13 protein-coding genes are annotated in these 14,873 nt (G+C 37.9%); 2 read left to right on the plus strand and 11 right to left on the minus strand.

The features are described from left to right. Positions 1 to 27: 27 nt before the first annotated feature. Positions 28 to 1,575, plus strand: a complete 1,548-nt coding sequence (locus JMN12_RS06780) for a DUF4301 family protein (protein ID WP_009414051.1) — start codon at positions 28 to 30, stop codon at positions 1,573 to 1,575. Positions 1,576 to 1,841: 266 nt separating this feature from the next. Here JMN12_RS06780 and JMN12_RS06785 read toward each other — a convergent pair whose 3' ends face one another. From JMN12_RS06785 to JMN12_RS06825, 9 genes are all read right to left on the minus strand, one after another. Beyond that, complete coding sequence (locus JMN12_RS06785) at positions 1,842 to 3,020, minus strand: site-2 protease family protein (protein ID WP_203083905.1); 1,179 nt, start codon at positions 3,018 to 3,020, stop codon at positions 1,842 to 1,844. Then, positions 3,020 to 4,849: a prenyltransferase/squalene oxidase repeat-containing protein gene (locus JMN12_RS06790; RefSeq protein WP_203083904.1), complete on the minus strand. Its 1,830-nt coding sequence runs from the start codon at positions 4,847 to 4,849 to the stop codon at positions 3,020 to 3,022. The genes JMN12_RS06785 and JMN12_RS06790 overlap by 1 nt, the downstream gene beginning before the upstream one ends. Before the next feature lie 4 nt (positions 4,850 to 4,853). Then, positions 4,854 to 5,993, minus strand: a complete 1,140-nt coding sequence (locus tag JMN12_RS06795; RefSeq protein ID WP_203082296.1) for a carboxypeptidase-like regulatory domain-containing protein — start codon at positions 5,991 to 5,993, stop codon at positions 4,854 to 4,856. Positions 5,994 to 6,062: 69 nt separating this feature from the next. Next, complete coding sequence (locus JMN12_RS06800) at positions 6,063 to 6,254, minus strand: hypothetical protein (RefSeq protein WP_203082299.1); 192 nt, start codon at positions 6,252 to 6,254, stop codon at positions 6,063 to 6,065. Positions 6,255 to 6,740: 486 nt separating this feature from the next. Then, complete coding sequence (locus JMN12_RS06805) at positions 6,741 to 7,877, minus strand: carboxypeptidase-like regulatory domain-containing protein (RefSeq protein ID WP_203138217.1); 1,137 nt, start codon at positions 7,875 to 7,877, stop codon at positions 6,741 to 6,743. A 22-nt stretch (positions 7,878 to 7,899) separates the two neighbouring features. Beyond that, a complete protein-coding gene (locus JMN12_RS06810; RefSeq protein ID WP_203138218.1) occupies positions 7,900 to 9,066 on the minus strand; it encodes a hypothetical protein in 1,167 nt (388 codons plus the stop codon). Between the two features lie 37 nt (positions 9,067 to 9,103). Then, on the minus strand, positions 9,104 to 10,381 hold the full coding sequence (gene purD, locus JMN12_RS06815; RefSeq protein WP_203138219.1) for a phosphoribosylamine--glycine ligase: 1,278 nt from the start codon (positions 10,379 to 10,381) through the stop codon (positions 9,104 to 9,106). A 67-nt stretch (positions 10,382 to 10,448) separates the two neighbouring features. Further along, complete coding sequence (gene nadE, locus JMN12_RS06820; RefSeq protein WP_203080501.1) at positions 10,449 to 11,219, minus strand: NAD(+) synthase; 771 nt, start codon at positions 11,217 to 11,219, stop codon at positions 10,449 to 10,451. Between the two features lie 2 nt (positions 11,220 to 11,221). Further along, entirely contained in the window at positions 11,222 to 11,800 is a 579-nt protein-coding gene (locus JMN12_RS06825) for a Uma2 family endonuclease (RefSeq protein ID WP_203138220.1), read from the minus strand. 102 nt (positions 11,801 to 11,902) lie between these two features. Between JMN12_RS06825 and JMN12_RS06830 the strand changes: the two genes are divergently transcribed. Then, positions 11,903 to 12,772 carry a hypothetical protein gene (locus JMN12_RS06830; protein WP_203138221.1) on the plus strand — a complete coding sequence of 290 codons (870 nt, stop codon included), beginning with the start codon at positions 11,903 to 11,905 and terminating at the stop codon, positions 12,770 to 12,772. Between the two features lie 3 nt (positions 12,773 to 12,775). On the opposite strand, the gene radC is transcribed toward JMN12_RS06830, so the two are convergent. Together radC and JMN12_RS06840 are read right to left on the minus strand one after the other, a co-directional pair. Continuing rightward, complete coding sequence (gene radC, locus JMN12_RS06835; RefSeq protein WP_203092826.1) at positions 12,776 to 13,444, minus strand: RadC family protein; 669 nt, start codon at positions 13,442 to 13,444, stop codon at positions 12,776 to 12,778. Positions 13,445 to 13,583: 139 nt separating this feature from the next. Further along, positions 13,584 to 14,552: a bile acid:sodium symporter family protein gene (locus JMN12_RS06840; protein ID WP_203138223.1), complete on the minus strand. Its 969-nt coding sequence runs from the start codon at positions 14,550 to 14,552 to the stop codon at positions 13,584 to 13,586. Positions 14,553 to 14,873: the final 321 nt, after the last annotated feature.

Genomic DNA, 14,873 nt, shown 5'->3' on the forward strand with positions numbered 1-14,873 from the left:
TAGAATGTTGAACGAAACTATTATATTATGAATGAATTAACAGAAAAAGACCGTCAGCTACTGATCAAAAAAGGTATTACCGAAGCAATGCTCAATGCCCAAGTAGCACAATTTAAACAAGGAGTACCCCCTATCCAGCTCTACAAAGCTGCTGTGATAGACGATGGTATCATCCCGTTTAGTAAAGAAGAAGCTGCCAAATACGCTGCTATCTACCAAAAACGCAAACAAGGCAACACTATCCTGAAATTCGTACCTGCCTCAGGAGCGGCAACGCGTATGTTCAAATCGCTCTTTGCCTTTAGAGACGATTTCCAGCCCGACCGCGAATCGTTTGTAGCCTATATCGGTAGAACTGGCAATAAGGAAGTAAAAACTTTCTTTGATGGGCTTGAACGCTTTGCTTTCTACCCCCTCCTCAAAGCAGCTATCGACAAACAACACCCCGACTTTTCCTCACTAAACGAAGATATCCAAAAACACATTATCGTCAATACCCTCCTTAATGAGGATGGTTTGGGCTATGGCAATATGCCCAAAGGACTACTCCCTTTCCACAAACACTCCGAGAAAATCGCTACCCCTTTTGAAGAACACTTCCGCGAGGCAGTGCTCTACGCTTCCGACGAGCAAGAAGCTCACTTGCACTTCACTATTACCGAGCAACATACCGAAGCTTTCTACAAAGAACTCAACCTCATTAAACCGGTGCTCGAAGAGCGTTACAACATCACTTTTGATGTAGATTTCTCTTACCAAAAACCAAGCACCGACACAGTTTCGGTAACCGAAGATAACGAGCTTTTCCGCGATGAAGAAGGCAATCTCCTTTTCCGCCCTGCTGGCCACGGCGCCCTGTTGAGCAACCTCAACGACATTGATGCTGATATCATTTTCATCAAGAATATCGACAATGTGGTAGTAAAAAAATACACCGATGAAACGGTGTTCTACAAAGAAGCTCTCGCGGGTAAACTATGTGAAGTACAGGATGAAATCTTTAGAATCTTACGCCGTATCGACAATAATAAGATTAAGAAAAAAGAGGTGAAACACATCCTCGATTTTCTAAAGGAAATCAATATCACTGTTCCTGATTACATCTATAAATTCCGCCGCCAATACGCTATGGAGTTCATCAAAGAACAGCTCAATCGCCCTATACGCGTGTGTGGAATGGTGAAGAATGAAGGTGAACCTGGTGGAGGTCCATTCTGGGTGAAAGACGGTGAGGGCTACAGCCTCCAAATCATCGAATCTGCCCAAGTAAATATGGCGGATGCTAAGCAAAAGGAAATCTTCCAACAGTCTACTCACTTCAACCCTGTAGATTTGATTTGTGGCACTAAAAACTATAAAGGCGAGAAGTTCGACCTACAACAATACGTAGACCCTAACCAAGCCTTTATCACCTCCAAAACCTATATGGGTCGTCCGCTAAAAGCATTAGAACTCCCCGGTTTGTGGAATGGCTCAATGGCACATTGGATTACCCTATTCGTTGAAGTGCCTATCATCACCTTCAACCCTGTGAAAGTAGTAAATGACCTGCTCAAGAAAACCCACCAAGGGTGAGGGGCAGGTGTCAGGTTTCAGGGGACAGGTTTCAGGTGTCAGGTATCAGGGGTCAGACGATTGGTAAAGCCAGTATTGGGTATGTGAGTAACTCACAAAAACTGAAAAAATTGAGTAAAAGTATTGTAAGAGATAAATCGAAAGATTTTACTGTTAGAATGCTTGTACCATCAGTTAAAGCATTGAAGCAAAAACAGCTCGATGAATAAAGAAAAAAGCACTGCTATAATTAAAGAGTAGTGCTTTTTTATTAAGTAGTAATCTTTTTATATTTTCTTCTTTCTCAATATACTCTTTAAAAAGCTGAACAAGAGATAAAAGAATAGCATTGGTACAATCAACTCACCAAATGATACCAAACTAATGGTAGCGTCCTTATTACATAAACTTTTAAGGAAATGATATAAGTTCTGTGGAAAGTTTAATATAGAATGAGGGTTTTTAAATAGTACGTAATACACAAACAGTACAATAAAACTATAGCTTATTAAACCGTAGACTAATAAGAGAAAATCTATTTTCGTCCACTGTACTTTTTTACCTTTGATCATTTTGAAAACATCACCTATTTTGCGGAAAGAGTGTTGCAAAAGGTTAGGTTTATTTGTAATATCTGAGAGTATCCAATAGCCATCGCTTCTAAGAAATGGATTGAGATTAAAAAAAGTGTGTAAGCAAACGATAATAGCAATGAGGGTCAGACTTATTTGTCCTAACAATAACCCTACTAATGAGAGCAAAGTACAGAAAATGATTTCAAAATACATTCCTGCACAATTTACCACCACCCGTTGCCATTTTTTGAGTCGCCATACATCAGTAACATCGGCAAAATAAACAGGAGTAAACAGATAGAAACCGCCGCCAATTCCTCCGTGTTCTGCCCCAAAATGGCTTGCTGCAGTAGCGTGCCCCAATTCGTGAAAGGTAACGCTTATAGCCATTACAACCAAAAAGAAAATAACACTTTCTTGCACCTTAAAACTCTTATAGCCATCTAAAAGTAAATAAAGCTCTGTACCTATCACCATTGTACAGACGAATAAGATAAGCCAAGCGATTTTCTTGCGAAAAAGAAAATGTAGTGAAGGGGTGATTTTAGCAATAAAACGCTTGCTAAAAATGATAAAACTCAGCTTGAGATAGGAAGGCTTTTGATAAGGTTTTATTTGTTCTTCTTCGCCTACTAAGAGTCCATACTTCGAGAGTTTGTCGTAAAGAAGAAAGTGCAGAGCATTTACTGTAAGTTCCTTTTCAGATTGCTGGTTGTGTAGTTCACATATCTCTTGAAGAGAGCGCTCATTGTCAATGAGTGAAAGGAGATCATAAGTATCTTTATTGATTTTCAAATAATGCTTATGAAGGGTGTTACAGAGAATAAACTCGTTATCGCTGAGTTTATTGAAAGTAATAGAGGGATTAATATGTGGAATTTTTTTTTGCATTAGAAGCAAAGGGCTTTAAGGGCGTAAGCAGTAGTGAGCGTTTCGCTTTTATAAGGTTCGTACGCTTTAGGTTTGATAAAGTTCATAGCTTCCCACCCTCCTAAGATATTTTGAGTAGCAAGCAATTGTTTTTGTAGGATTATAGCAGTTTCATCAGTTTTGAGTCCCACTGTTTTTAAAGTGAGTAAAGCCAATGCTATAGAAAGGGGTTCAGTAGGGAGATGAGTTTTGATATAATTGACAGCACACTGTATCTGGTTTGTATATTGGTCACCAAAGCATTGCAACAAGCGCACACAAACGTAAGTACCGTAATAATTGCCGTAATACCAACGACTCTCCCAATAGCCTTCTTCTTTTTGTTGAGAGAATAAATAACTAATTCCTTTTTGGATAACAGACAAATAGGCTTTTGGGTCATAAAGATGGAGTGCATACAAGAAGTTAGCTACTACCTCCACATCGGGACCTGTGCCCCACTTGCTTTCGTTGAAATACTGTTGCTTTTGCTGTAAAGATGTTAGGTCGTGCTTGGGGAGTATCCACGTTTCAATGCCCCCATTCGCACAACTTCTACTATTGATAGCAGTATCAATGGCTTTTTGACAGTGCTTAGCAATCTCATCTTTTTTGCCAATATGAATAAAGAACTGCATTATTTGCGCCAAATCGTCAATATCAGGAGCTATTTCTTGTACGGTGGGGAAGTATTGCCAAGCACCTACTTCGGGATTGATACGCTCCATAAAGTAGTGGTATTCCTCCTCAAAGAAAGATGTAATGGGCAACTGGTATGTTTGAGCAATAGTGTACAAACAATCGTCTAATAGTGCACGCTGGAAAGTATCGGAAGTATGTACCTGACAAGTGTTCTCAAAGCCTTCGGCATTACCTAAGTACATAGTATGTTTTAGTTCAGCGTAATGCTGACGGAAATCTTGCTCTATAAAATCCAAGCCTTTGTGTATGCTCTCTTCTTTTACTGCTGAAAAATTGAAAAAAGAGGCAGTATTTCGTTCTTTTTTAAGAGCAAGAGTGGTTTTTAGCACCGCCAAATAACCTTCGGTAGTTTCCAAATAGCTTTGGATAGTGCTAATCATCTGCTCAATAGTTTGCAACCACCCGCTGGGAATATTCAGCTCAGTTACTACAGCTTTTGCCTTTTCAAACTGCACAATAGCTTCTTTCAGCAAGTCTTGCCCCACGCCTTTTACAAACAAATATTTGTGAAGGGTGTTAGGCTCGTGTTGTTCTCCTGCAAAATCTACTTTTTGTTGTAACTGATAGACTGCCCAATTGAATTGCCCACGGCGTACATCACGTGCAAAATCCTTTACATCGTCATAGAGCTGAAACCCTACTGAAAAATAGCGATGTGACAATAATAATTTTTCGTACACAGCCTTGTTTTGAGTGTTGCTTTGTACCCAAAGGCTATCTATAGCTATTTTGCCAAAAGCCGACTTATCATCTGCTAAGCTACTGTATTGTTCAAACGATACCTCAGGAATAGTAAGCAGGCGTTTTTCGGTTTGTATAGCCTTAAAGTACTCTGCTTTACGCTGTTGCCATAGTTCCCAAAAGGGCGATTTATAACCGTAAATACTCGTGAGGATTTTAATTGTTTCCTCTTGCAAGGCAAGCATTTCCACCAATGCTTTTGTATCGCCCTCGTCTACCAAGGCGTCTAAACAAAGCACTGCATTGTAATAGGTATAACCCGCTTTGCAGAGCAAGCGCAAGGTTTCCGCACTTACAGTAGGAAAATAAGTGTGAAACAAAGCGGGGTAATGCTTGTAAAATTCTGGAGATTTCTCGATGGTAGGCATAAGGCTATTGGTTTATAAATTCTTGTTCTTCTTTAGTAAGTAAAAACTTGGCTTCACCTTGTTTATGAGGGGTAACGTATTCAAAGAAAGGTTTTTCTACGTCTATTCTATTTTCTTTTTTGATATGCTTGTTTTGTGTACCTGTGCGTAAAAAAGATTGCTCAATATTAACATAATCTTGCTTGTTTTCATACTGAAACATACAACTCATTTTTGCAGTAAATGAACTGAATAATAATTTATTGTTATAAGAGGTAAAGGTCAGTTCCCAAGTGCCTTTGTTATTAATTGTCTTATATGGTATCTTTTTCTTTTCTGACACTCCCTCTCCATTTATAGGTTTTTGAGTGAATGCAATTCGCTTGATAGCATTAGTAGTATTATCAAAATAAATTACTGAATTTGCAAACTGTATTATTTCTTTATTGGAAATGATGTCAGAATCAAAAGTTACAATAGTATGCTCTTTATCTTTTTCTACTTTTTTGATTTGTATATTCTTAGCATTATACAAAAACACTAAATATGGATTGAGATGAAGATACTGAAAAATAAAAGCAGGTTTAAAAAATGCTGAATTAGTTCCGTCTTCAAGATTAGAAATCTTGGAGTAATCAGTATTTTTAAGGTGTATTTGTATATTTTTATTTAATGGTTCTTTAGGCTGATATACATAATTCTTACTCCACCAGTCTAATTGTATTTGGTAAAGTCTTCTTAGAGTATCATTTCTTATCATCTTTTCTCGATAGGTACACTCCAATATCTTAGACTTAGTATCATACAGCTTAAAGTAATTATCAATTACATACTTCACTTTTTTCTTCAAATCAAAATTATACAGTACTACTTCGTCAAGTTGTATTTCCTGAGGATTGAGACAGACAGTTGCTTTAGTAAAAGTTTTATCTGTAAAAATCTTTTTAGTTGCATAGCCTATATGACTTAAGGTAAGCGTATCATTTTCTACAGTAATGCGTAACTTACCTTCCTCATTGGTAATAGTACCGTTGAGAGAGCGTGCATAATAGGCTTCGACATTGGAGATGGGCTGCTTTGTAGAGATATCAAGCAGGATGAGTTCGGCTACTTGGGCGGGTAAGGGTGTGGCTGCGAATAAAAGGATAAGGAATAGTGTTTTCATATTGTTATGTTTTTTAATAATATAGGGTAACTAAGATGATCCTTAATTACCCTATGTACTTAAAGTAGCTTAAAAAAATCCATTAATTTCTAATAGATATTCAGGTGATCTATCTGGCCCAATAGTTGCCTTAGCGGATGCACTACCACTTTTAAACCAACCTAACTCATAGCGTTTTTCAAGTTCTTCAACTTCAAACGCATTTACTAAAGCTTTTTCGTCAAACTCAAGAGCTTGCACTTTGTTTACATTTGTTTCCATAACTATTTATATTTTAATACTGGAAAATCAAACCTTCTTTGGGTAAGGCATCGGTTACTTCCTTTTTACGGTACAAAGATAAAGAAAAGTATTTTAAAGTAACCATAAGAAAAATATAGTTTAACGCAAATTTAACAGTAAATTCTTTATAAAATAAACAATTGCAAAGGTATAATCTACTAAAACTCGCAAAACTCTTAAATTTTTGAAGAAATGATATGTTTGGAAGGTATTTTTTTAACAACTTAGTAAGGATAGTGTAAAAATACTACTTTTTTAGTGGTAAAATAGGGAATTTTTTTACGAAAAATTCAACGTAAAAAAATCTAAATCAAATGTGGTATTTGATATTTTTTTCTATAAATAATGTGTGTGTAAGAAATATAATTTACAAATTTGAGGTTTTGTGTGATTTTGTATTTTATAAATTAGTGTGTATATAGTATTTTGTATAAGTTTGTTATGTTAAATGTTTAGATATTATGGTTATTGGTTTATAAAATCTTGTTCTTCTTTAGTAAGTAAAAACTTAACTTCGCCTTGTTTATGAGGGGTAACGTATTCAAAGAAAGGTTTTTCTACGTCTATTCTATTTTCTTTTTTAATGTATTTATTTTGTATGCTTGTTCGTAAATAGCTTTGCTCTATTTGATAGGTATATACTTTACCTAGAATTTCAACAGTCGCTTTTGCTCCTACAGAAAAAGAACTTAAAAGCAATTTATTTTTATAGGGAGTAAAAGTAATTTCCCAAGTAGCCTGTTCTGTAGTTGATGTGTAAGGTATTTTTGATTTTCTTGATATTCCTGTATTGGTAGAGGGCTTTTGACTGAAAATAATTTTCCTAATAGTATTAGTACTATTATCAAAATAAATAACAGAATTAATGAGAGTTAGGTCTAGTTTTGTAATATCAGCATCAAAAGTTACAATAGTATTTTCTTTGTTCTTTTCTACCTTCTTAATATCAATACTCTCAGCGTTGTACAAAAATACAAGGTAAGGATTCAAATATAAGTACATTATAAGAGTCTTTTGCTCTAAAGTTAATTCATTGGATACATCTTCCTCACTGCTCATTATTTTAGCATAGTCAGTATTCTTGAGTTGTATCTGTGAGAATTTGCTTAAAGGCTCTCTAAAATGATAAATATAATTCTTAGTCCACCAGTCTAACTGTATTTGATAAAAGCGGATAATATGACCATCTTTAAGCGTTTTTTCTCTATATGTAGCCTCTAATATCTTAGTTTTTGTGTCATATAGCTTAGAGTAATTGTCAATTACATACTTCACTTTCTTCTTCAAATCAAAATTATACAGTACTACTTCGTCAAGTTGTATTTCCTGAGGATTGAGATAAATTGTTGCTTTAGCAAAGGTTTTATCTGTAAAAATCTTTTTAGTTGCATAGCCTATATGGCTTAAGGTAAGGGAGTCGTTCTCCACCGCAATACGCAGTTTGCCTTCCTCATTGGTAATAGTGCCGTTGAGGGAGCGTGTGTAATAGGCTTCGACATTGGGAATGGGCTGCTTTGTAGAGGCATCCAGCAGGGTGAGTTCAGCTACTTGGGCGGACAAGGATGTGGCTGTGAATAATAGGATAAGGAATAGTGTTTTCATATTGTTGTGTTTTTACATTACTTTAGAAATTAGATATCACGCGGTATTCTTTTGTGTTGTGGGGTTTATTGATAAAATCGCACATTTCATTGGTAAGGGGGAGTTGGTTTTGGGTCTCCCAAAATTCTTTGTTATAGGGTACATCTAATTTAAAGAGCTCTTTTTTGCCATTTACATTGGCTTTAAAAGTACTGAAATCTGAAAATGGGTGAGTAACAATGAGCTCGAAACTTACGTCATATACGATTCTTTCACCTTGTGTATAAATCTCTATCTTTTGACTCATTATAGCATTGGTTATAAAATACTTATTCTTATCCGTGTCCTTCTCACTTTTTTCCTTCAAATAGTAATCAATAACCCTATGTTTTCCTGACAACTTTTTAGTAAAAGGTATTTTATCTACCACTTTAGGATTGATTTTATAAAGGCGTTCTTTGATAGCATAATCATCTGTACTGATGATAAAATGACCTATTCCTTTTTTGTAATCCTCTTCATTTTTAGAAGTATGACTTACCTGATGATGTGTTTCATCTATAACTTTAAGGAATGAAAAACGGTACTCCTTTGGATCTAAGAAGAAGTAATTACTATACCAATCAAAAAGACCATCTAAGGAAAGAAGTTCAAAATCATCTGTCCGTAATCCTTTCTTTTCTATACCGAACTTCCTCATATTCAGAATCTGAAAAGCATATTCTTTTTTCACACCAAACAATTTATCTCGTTTGATACGACCACTAAAATCTTCTATTTTCACAAGTTCACCATTGCGTTTGAGGATACAACGCAAAAAGAAATCTTCAACAAAAGGTTCCATAGGATAATTGGTAGTTGCGTGATTATAGGCTTCTTGTATAATGTTTTTGTTAGAAAGGGTTACTTCGTCTAACTGAAAAGGTTTTGGGATAAGGTATAAGGTGTCTTTTGTACGACTGAGGGCTTTGAAAGTGCTTTTGAAAGTTTCATAACCTAACATTTTTATAGTAATGCTGTCATTGGTAGAATAGAATACAAAGTGCCCGTCGTCATTGGTAACGGTATAATCGTTCGCATTATGGATGGTAGCACTTTTTAAAGGAGCTTTAGTCTCCTTATCCACAAGGTATTTGGAGAGAGTGTTTTGAGAGAAAGATAGAGGAATTAGGGTTATATAGGTGAGGACTGCGATTATATTCTTTTTCATATTTATAAGGATTAGTAATTTTTGAGGTGGCTTTTTGTTAATTGGAAAGGTCTTTCCCGATGTCTTTTCGCCAGTAAGCACCTTCAAAATGTATTTTTGCGATATTGTTGTAGGAGCGTTGTAAGGCTTCTTTGAAATCATCACCTAAAGAAGTTACAGCTAACACACGACCGCCAGCGGTGAGGAGTTTACCGTTTTTAAGGGTGGTACCAGCGTGGTATACAGTGCTATCTGTTACTTTTTCAGTGCCTGTAATCTCTTTTCCTTCCTCGTAATCCTCAGGATATCCACCTGATACCATTACCACTGTAGTAGCGCTCTGTGGGGTTACTTTTAGCTCTTGTGAAGCCAAAGTGCCGTTGTACAACGACTGGAATAGCGGAATGAGGTCGCTTTCTATACGTGGCAATACGGCTTCAGTTTCGGGGTCGCCCATACGTACATTGTATTCTATCACGTAAGGCTCACCATCTACTTTTATGAGTCCGATGAACACAAAGCCTTTATATATAATGCCTTCCTTGTGCAATCCTGCAATAGTAGGCTTTACGATGCGCTCTTCAATCTTCTGCATAAAAGCTGCATCGGCAAAAGGAACGGGTGAAACAGCCCCCATACCGCCCGTGTTGAGCCCTGTATCACCTTCACCTATGCGCTTGTAATCTTTGGCAGTAGGCAATATTTTGTAGTTTTGTCCATCGGTGAGTACAAAGCAGCTGAGCTCAATGCCTTTTAGGAACTCTTCAATCACCACCTTAGTACTTGCTTTTCCAAATTTCTCGTCGATGAGCATACGGCGTAATTCGGCTTGGGCTTCTTGTAAATCTTCGAGTATCACCACCCCTTTACCGGCTGCCAAACCATCGGCTTTGAGCACATAAGGGGCTTTCATCGTGCTGAGGAAAGCACAACCTTCGTCTACTGTATCCTTGGTAAAACTCGCGTATTTAGCCGTGGGGATGTTATGGCGCACCATAAATTCTTTGGCAAACTCTTTACTGCCTTCGAGGGTAGCACCTTGCTGTGAGGGGCCTATCACTTGCACGTGAGAGAGTTCTTTATCGTTGGCAAAGAAATCGTATACCCCTTGCACTAAAGGGTCTTCAGGACCTACCACTACCATTGCAATCTGTTTTTCAAGCACAAAGGCTTTGAGCGCGGAGAAGTCGGTAGGGTTGATCGCCACATTGGTAGCTACGGTGTGAGTGCCTCCATTGCCAGGGGCGATGTATAAGGTGTCGCAAAGCGGACTTTGGTGTAGTTTTACGGCAAAGGCGTGTTCACGACCGCCAGAGCCAAGGATAAGTATGTTCATTTCTATTAATTAGTCAATTTATCAATTAGATAGTATTGCTATTCATTGGCAAATTTGCTGATTTTTCTCATCTGCTTATTTTACAAATCGGTATGGGTTGCATTTTGTGTTGGTTAGCACGATTGAGGCGGGTGTATATCTCAAATACTTCACGCTCTCTACCGCTAAAATCTTCCGCTTTTTTGCCTTGTTCGGTTTGGAGCATAGCCCATTCCAGTTCATCATAAGTAGCTTTGAGCTGGTCTTCATCGCTGCGGTCATCGCCAAAGAGACCATCGGAGGGTTTTGCTTTGAGGATGCTTTGCGGAATTTGCAAGTATTTACCAAGTTGGTATACCTCGCTTTTCATCAGGTCGGCAATAGGACTGATGTCTACCCCCCCATCGCCGTATTTGGTAAAAAATCCTACCCCAAAATCCTCAATTTTATTACCCGTGCCTACCACTATATAACCTTCGAGTCCCGCAAAATAGTAGAGGGTCGTCATTCTTAGGCGTGCGCGGGTGTTGGCAAGAGCCATTTCATAAGTAGATTTATCGGTAGGGGGTATTTGTGCTACAAACTGGTCGAATACAGGAGTGAGGTCGGTGCGCAGGTTGCTCACATTGGGGTAGTGAGCTTTGAGGAAAGTGATGTGCTCCTCAGCGCGACTCACGTGACTTTCAGCTTGGTGAATGGGCATTTCGAGACAGAGCGTTGGCAAACCCGTACGCGCACAAAGCGTAGAGACGACTGCCGAGTCTACCCCGCCCGATACACCTATAACTAAGCCCTTTACACGAGCATTTTCGGCATAAGTTTTTATCCAATGAACGATTTGTGATGCTATGTTTTCCATTTTTAAAAAATATCTTCAGTATTAAGTTTTAACGTAGGAAATTTTACTGAGGTGATGTTTTTGCCTTCTACAATAGGAGGTAAACCATAGTATTTGCCTTCTTGCAAAACATACACGTTTATTTCTTTGCTCTCGGGACGCACTATCCAATATTCAAGTACACCAGCTTCCTCGTATAGATGAAATTTAAGGTCTAAATCGCGTGTGAAGTTATGAGGTGAAAGAATTTCTACCACTAAATCGGGAGCTCCTACACAACGCTTGCCATCAGCTAATTTTTCTGGATCACACACTACACAAAGGTCGGGTTGCACTACTGTATCTTCTTTGCCATTAGCGTTAGGTAAAATTACATCAAAAGGAGCTGTGAAGAGTTCACAAGTCTTTCCTTTGAAGAAGTTGTATAACTCCCCCGATAGTTTGCGTGATACTCTTTGGTGTGTAATGGCTGGCGCGGGGCTCATTTTAAAAATCTTCCCTTTGATGAGTTCTAAGCGCTCTTCAAACTTCCAAAGTAGATAATCGGCGTAAGTATAAAGACCATTAGTTACATCCAACTGATTGATATTGGTAATTTCCATACTCCTCTTGTTTTAGAATCGCGACAAAGGTACTAAATAATTGCGAATAACGAAAAACTTTTATACTTTTGCGGTATAAATTAGTAAAGTTGCTATCAAACTATGAAAAAACTCTTTGTTTTGCTGTTTTTCTGTAGTATTACCGCTCAGGCACAGCTCTCGTCATACCGCTATAAACAAGCGATTGAAAATCTCAACCAAAGCGGTTGGCATTCTCTCACTTTACCCATTACTATCTTCGATCGTATGGAGAGTTATAACGATTTGCGCCTTTATGGCATTTCGGTTACCGATACTATTGAAGTGCCTTATATGATAGTTGATACAGTGGTCGCTACTCAAACTATTACGCACTTTGCTGTAAAGAACGACAAAGCGTCTAAACATACGATTATCGATGTGAAACTTCCCGAAATTTTACTTCTTGGCAAAGTGGCGATTCACCCTGCAACAACTTATGATTATTATCGTTCTGTGAAGATTTTACAAAACGAAACCACCGATGACACCTATCTGAGCAATGTGGCTAAAGGGGTACTTAATTCTAAGGGGAATAACACATATACTTTTTCGTCACAACTGTTTAAACATCTGCAAATCGACATTGATAACCAAGATAATACCCCTCTTGCAATTTCTGAAATTACCCTCTTTCCTATCACTTATAAACTCACAGCGCGTTTCCCCGATACGGCTCATCACTATTTTTTAGTGTATGGCAAACCTAACGACATAGCGCCTCAGTACGACATTACTCATTTTGTAAAGAATATCCCTAAACAACTTCCCTCAATTCATTACAATGAAACTGTAGAATATGTAAAGAATCAGCCTATTACTATAACGACTTCAGTTACTAAAAGCCCTACCAATGGTACTTTTGTGTCGGCTAAGCCACTTCTATGGGCAATTATGGGGATTGTTGTGCTACTCATCTTTGTTTTTTCAGTGAAAATGATGAGAAACAAATAACAATTAACAATTGTCAATTGAATAGTATTCTTTTTCTGTAACGATTACGTGGTCTAAGAGTTTGATATCCAAAGTATCACCAGCGTTTCTCACACGTTCTGTGAGTTCTATATCCTCTTTGCTGGGGGTGGTGCTCCCCGAGGGGTGATTATGCACTAAAATCAGTGAGACAGCGCCTTGTTCTAAAGCATTTTTGAAGAGCAGTCGTATATCCACAGTAGTATGAGTGATGCCCCCTGAAGAAAGTCGGCATTTGTGAATCACGCGGTTGGCACTGTTGAGGTAGAGCACCCAAAATTCCTCGTGAGGCAGGTCGCCAATAAGGGGTTGCATCAAGGTAAAAACGTGTTGAGGAGCTTCAATTTTAGGTTGAGGTTCAGGAGTTTCGGCAGCGCGCCGGCGTCCCATTTCGGTAGCGGCGAGAATCGTAATTGCTTTGGCTTCACCAATCCCTTTGAAGGCAGTGAGTTGCGCCAATGTTTGTTTGCCTAAAGCCGTGAGACTGTTGCCTACTGAAGCCAATATACGTCTGCTCAAAGCAACAGCACTTTCATTGGCAGACCCTGAACCTAATAAAATAGCCAAAAGTTCGGCATTGCTCAAAGCTGTTTTCCCCTGAGCCATCATCTTCTCACGAGGCTTATCGGTATCTTCCCAGTTTTTGATAGTCATAATTTTAGTTGTTAGTTATCACATAAACTTCAGGTATTTACATAGCCTTTGTTTATCTTCTTTGTTTTTTACGTTGTGATTGATTTTTCAGTGTAATATAAACCATTGAGCATTAGCTGAATTGTTACTCACATACCTGTCACCTATTCCCTATTTTATTTGCTAACCAACTTACATAAAACAGCTGAAAACTGTGATATAGCATAATTGGTAGCAGGAACATCACTTTGTTGTCATCGGGAATACCCAAAACCATCATAAAGAGACTCCCGTGTACCAACGATTTTTTTGAACCACAGAAAGTGGTTGTAATCGTGTCCTCACGATTGAAGTGCAAACGCCTTGACGTCCACCCCAAAAGGTGATACACTATAAAAAATAAACCTACTGCAGCTAAGACAATAATCGCGAAAGTAATAGGCGGCACACTGCTAAACACGCGATTTACAAAAGCTGTTGAAAAACTCTCGTAAACAATGAGTAAGATAATGAATCTGTCAAACTTACCGATGAGCTTGCCATAGCGTTCTATAAATTTCTTGCACAGCGGATTGAGCAACAAACCTAACACAATGGGCAACAATACTTTCAGTAGCAATTGTTGAATGATTGCCCCTTGATCTACAGCTGCTCCGCTACTGTTTTCCAAAAAAGGCTGCATCAGCATAGGAGTAGCAAAAATACCGATAAGTCCCGAAATAGAAGCGTTGAAAATTGCTGAAGGCACATTCCCTTTGGCGATAGAAACCATCACCACCGATGATGAAACCGTAGAAGGCAAGCACGCCAAGAAGTATATCGAGAGCCATAACACATAAAAATCAGTACCCTGTGCTATCTTGTAGAAAGGCATCACCAAAAGCGGAAACAGTACAAAAGTAGCTGCCTGCACCAAGAGGTGTAATTTCCAGTTTTTGATGTCGTTCAATACCTCACGGAGATTTAGTTTGAGTCCGTAGAGCAGGAAGATAATCACAATCCCCCAATCGATAAAAGTACCGAGGTTGAAATAAGCATTATAACTTTCGCGATAGGGGAGGAGGTAACCGAGGAGCACCATTGCTACCAAGAGCCAGAGAAAAGTGTTTTTAGTAAATATTTTGTTCATATTCTTTTATCCATTAATGTAATTAAGATAAACGGAATTTATTTTGAAAACCGTAAACAGTGTTTACGATTTTTTTTTATGATTGTAATAACTAAGAAAGATTTTGGTAAACAGTTCATTTGTCCCTTTGTTAAATAGTGTTTCACTCATTTGCTAAGTTTGATTTTGCAAAGTTAATAATAATTTTGCGATTGAAAGCAGAAAACCCTATAAAACAACAATTAGCGCCCTTAAAAAAACTACCTCGCATAATTCCTCAATGTTTGAAAATGAACCCCTATTACTCTTAAATTAACATTTTAACATTAAAGATTATAAGAT

The sequence above is a fragment of the Capnocytophaga genosp. AHN8471 genome, assembly GCF_016806945.1.
Classification (GTDB): Bacteria; Bacteroidota; Bacteroidia; order Flavobacteriales; family Flavobacteriaceae; genus Capnocytophaga; species Capnocytophaga periodontitidis.

Coding starts and splice junctions, on each gene's coding strand:
- JMN12_RS06780 (WP_009414051.1), top strand. CDS start 28: ATGAATGAATTAACAGAAAAAGACCGTCAGCTACTGATCAAAAAAGGT.
- JMN12_RS06785 (WP_203083905.1), bottom strand. CDS start 3,020: ATGCAAAAAAAAATTCCACATATTAATCCCTCTATTACTTTCAATAAA.
- JMN12_RS06790 (WP_203083904.1), bottom strand. CDS start 4,849: ATGCCTACCATCGAGAAATCTCCAGAATTTTACAAGCATTACCCCGCT.
- JMN12_RS06795 (WP_203082296.1), bottom strand. CDS start 5,993: ATGAAAACACTATTCCTTATCCTTTTATTCGCAGCCACACCCTTACCC.
- JMN12_RS06800 (WP_203082299.1), bottom strand. CDS start 6,254: ATGGAAACAAATGTAAACAAAGTGCAAGCTCTTGAGTTTGACGAAAAA.
- JMN12_RS06805 (WP_203138217.1), bottom strand. CDS start 7,877: ATGAAAACACTATTCCTTATCCTATTATTCACAGCCACATCCTTGTCC.
- JMN12_RS06810 (WP_203138218.1), bottom strand. CDS start 9,066: ATGAAAAAGAATATAATCGCAGTCCTCACCTATATAACCCTAATTCCT.
- purD (WP_203138219.1), bottom strand. CDS start 10,381: ATGAACATACTTATCCTTGGCTCTGGCGGTCGTGAACACGCCTTTGCC.
- nadE (WP_203080501.1), bottom strand. CDS start 11,219: ATGGAAAACATAGCATCACAAATCGTTCATTGGATAAAAACTTATGCC.
- JMN12_RS06825 (WP_203138220.1), bottom strand. CDS start 11,800: ATGGAAATTACCAATATCAATCAGTTGGATGTAACTAATGGTCTTTAT.
- JMN12_RS06830 (WP_203138221.1), top strand. CDS start 11,903: ATGAAAAAACTCTTTGTTTTGCTGTTTTTCTGTAGTATTACCGCTCAG.
- radC (WP_203092826.1), bottom strand. CDS start 13,444: ATGACTATCAAAAACTGGGAAGATACCGATAAGCCTCGTGAGAAGATG.
- JMN12_RS06840 (WP_203138223.1), bottom strand. CDS start 14,552: ATGAACAAAATATTTACTAAAAACACTTTTCTCTGGCTCTTGGTAGCA.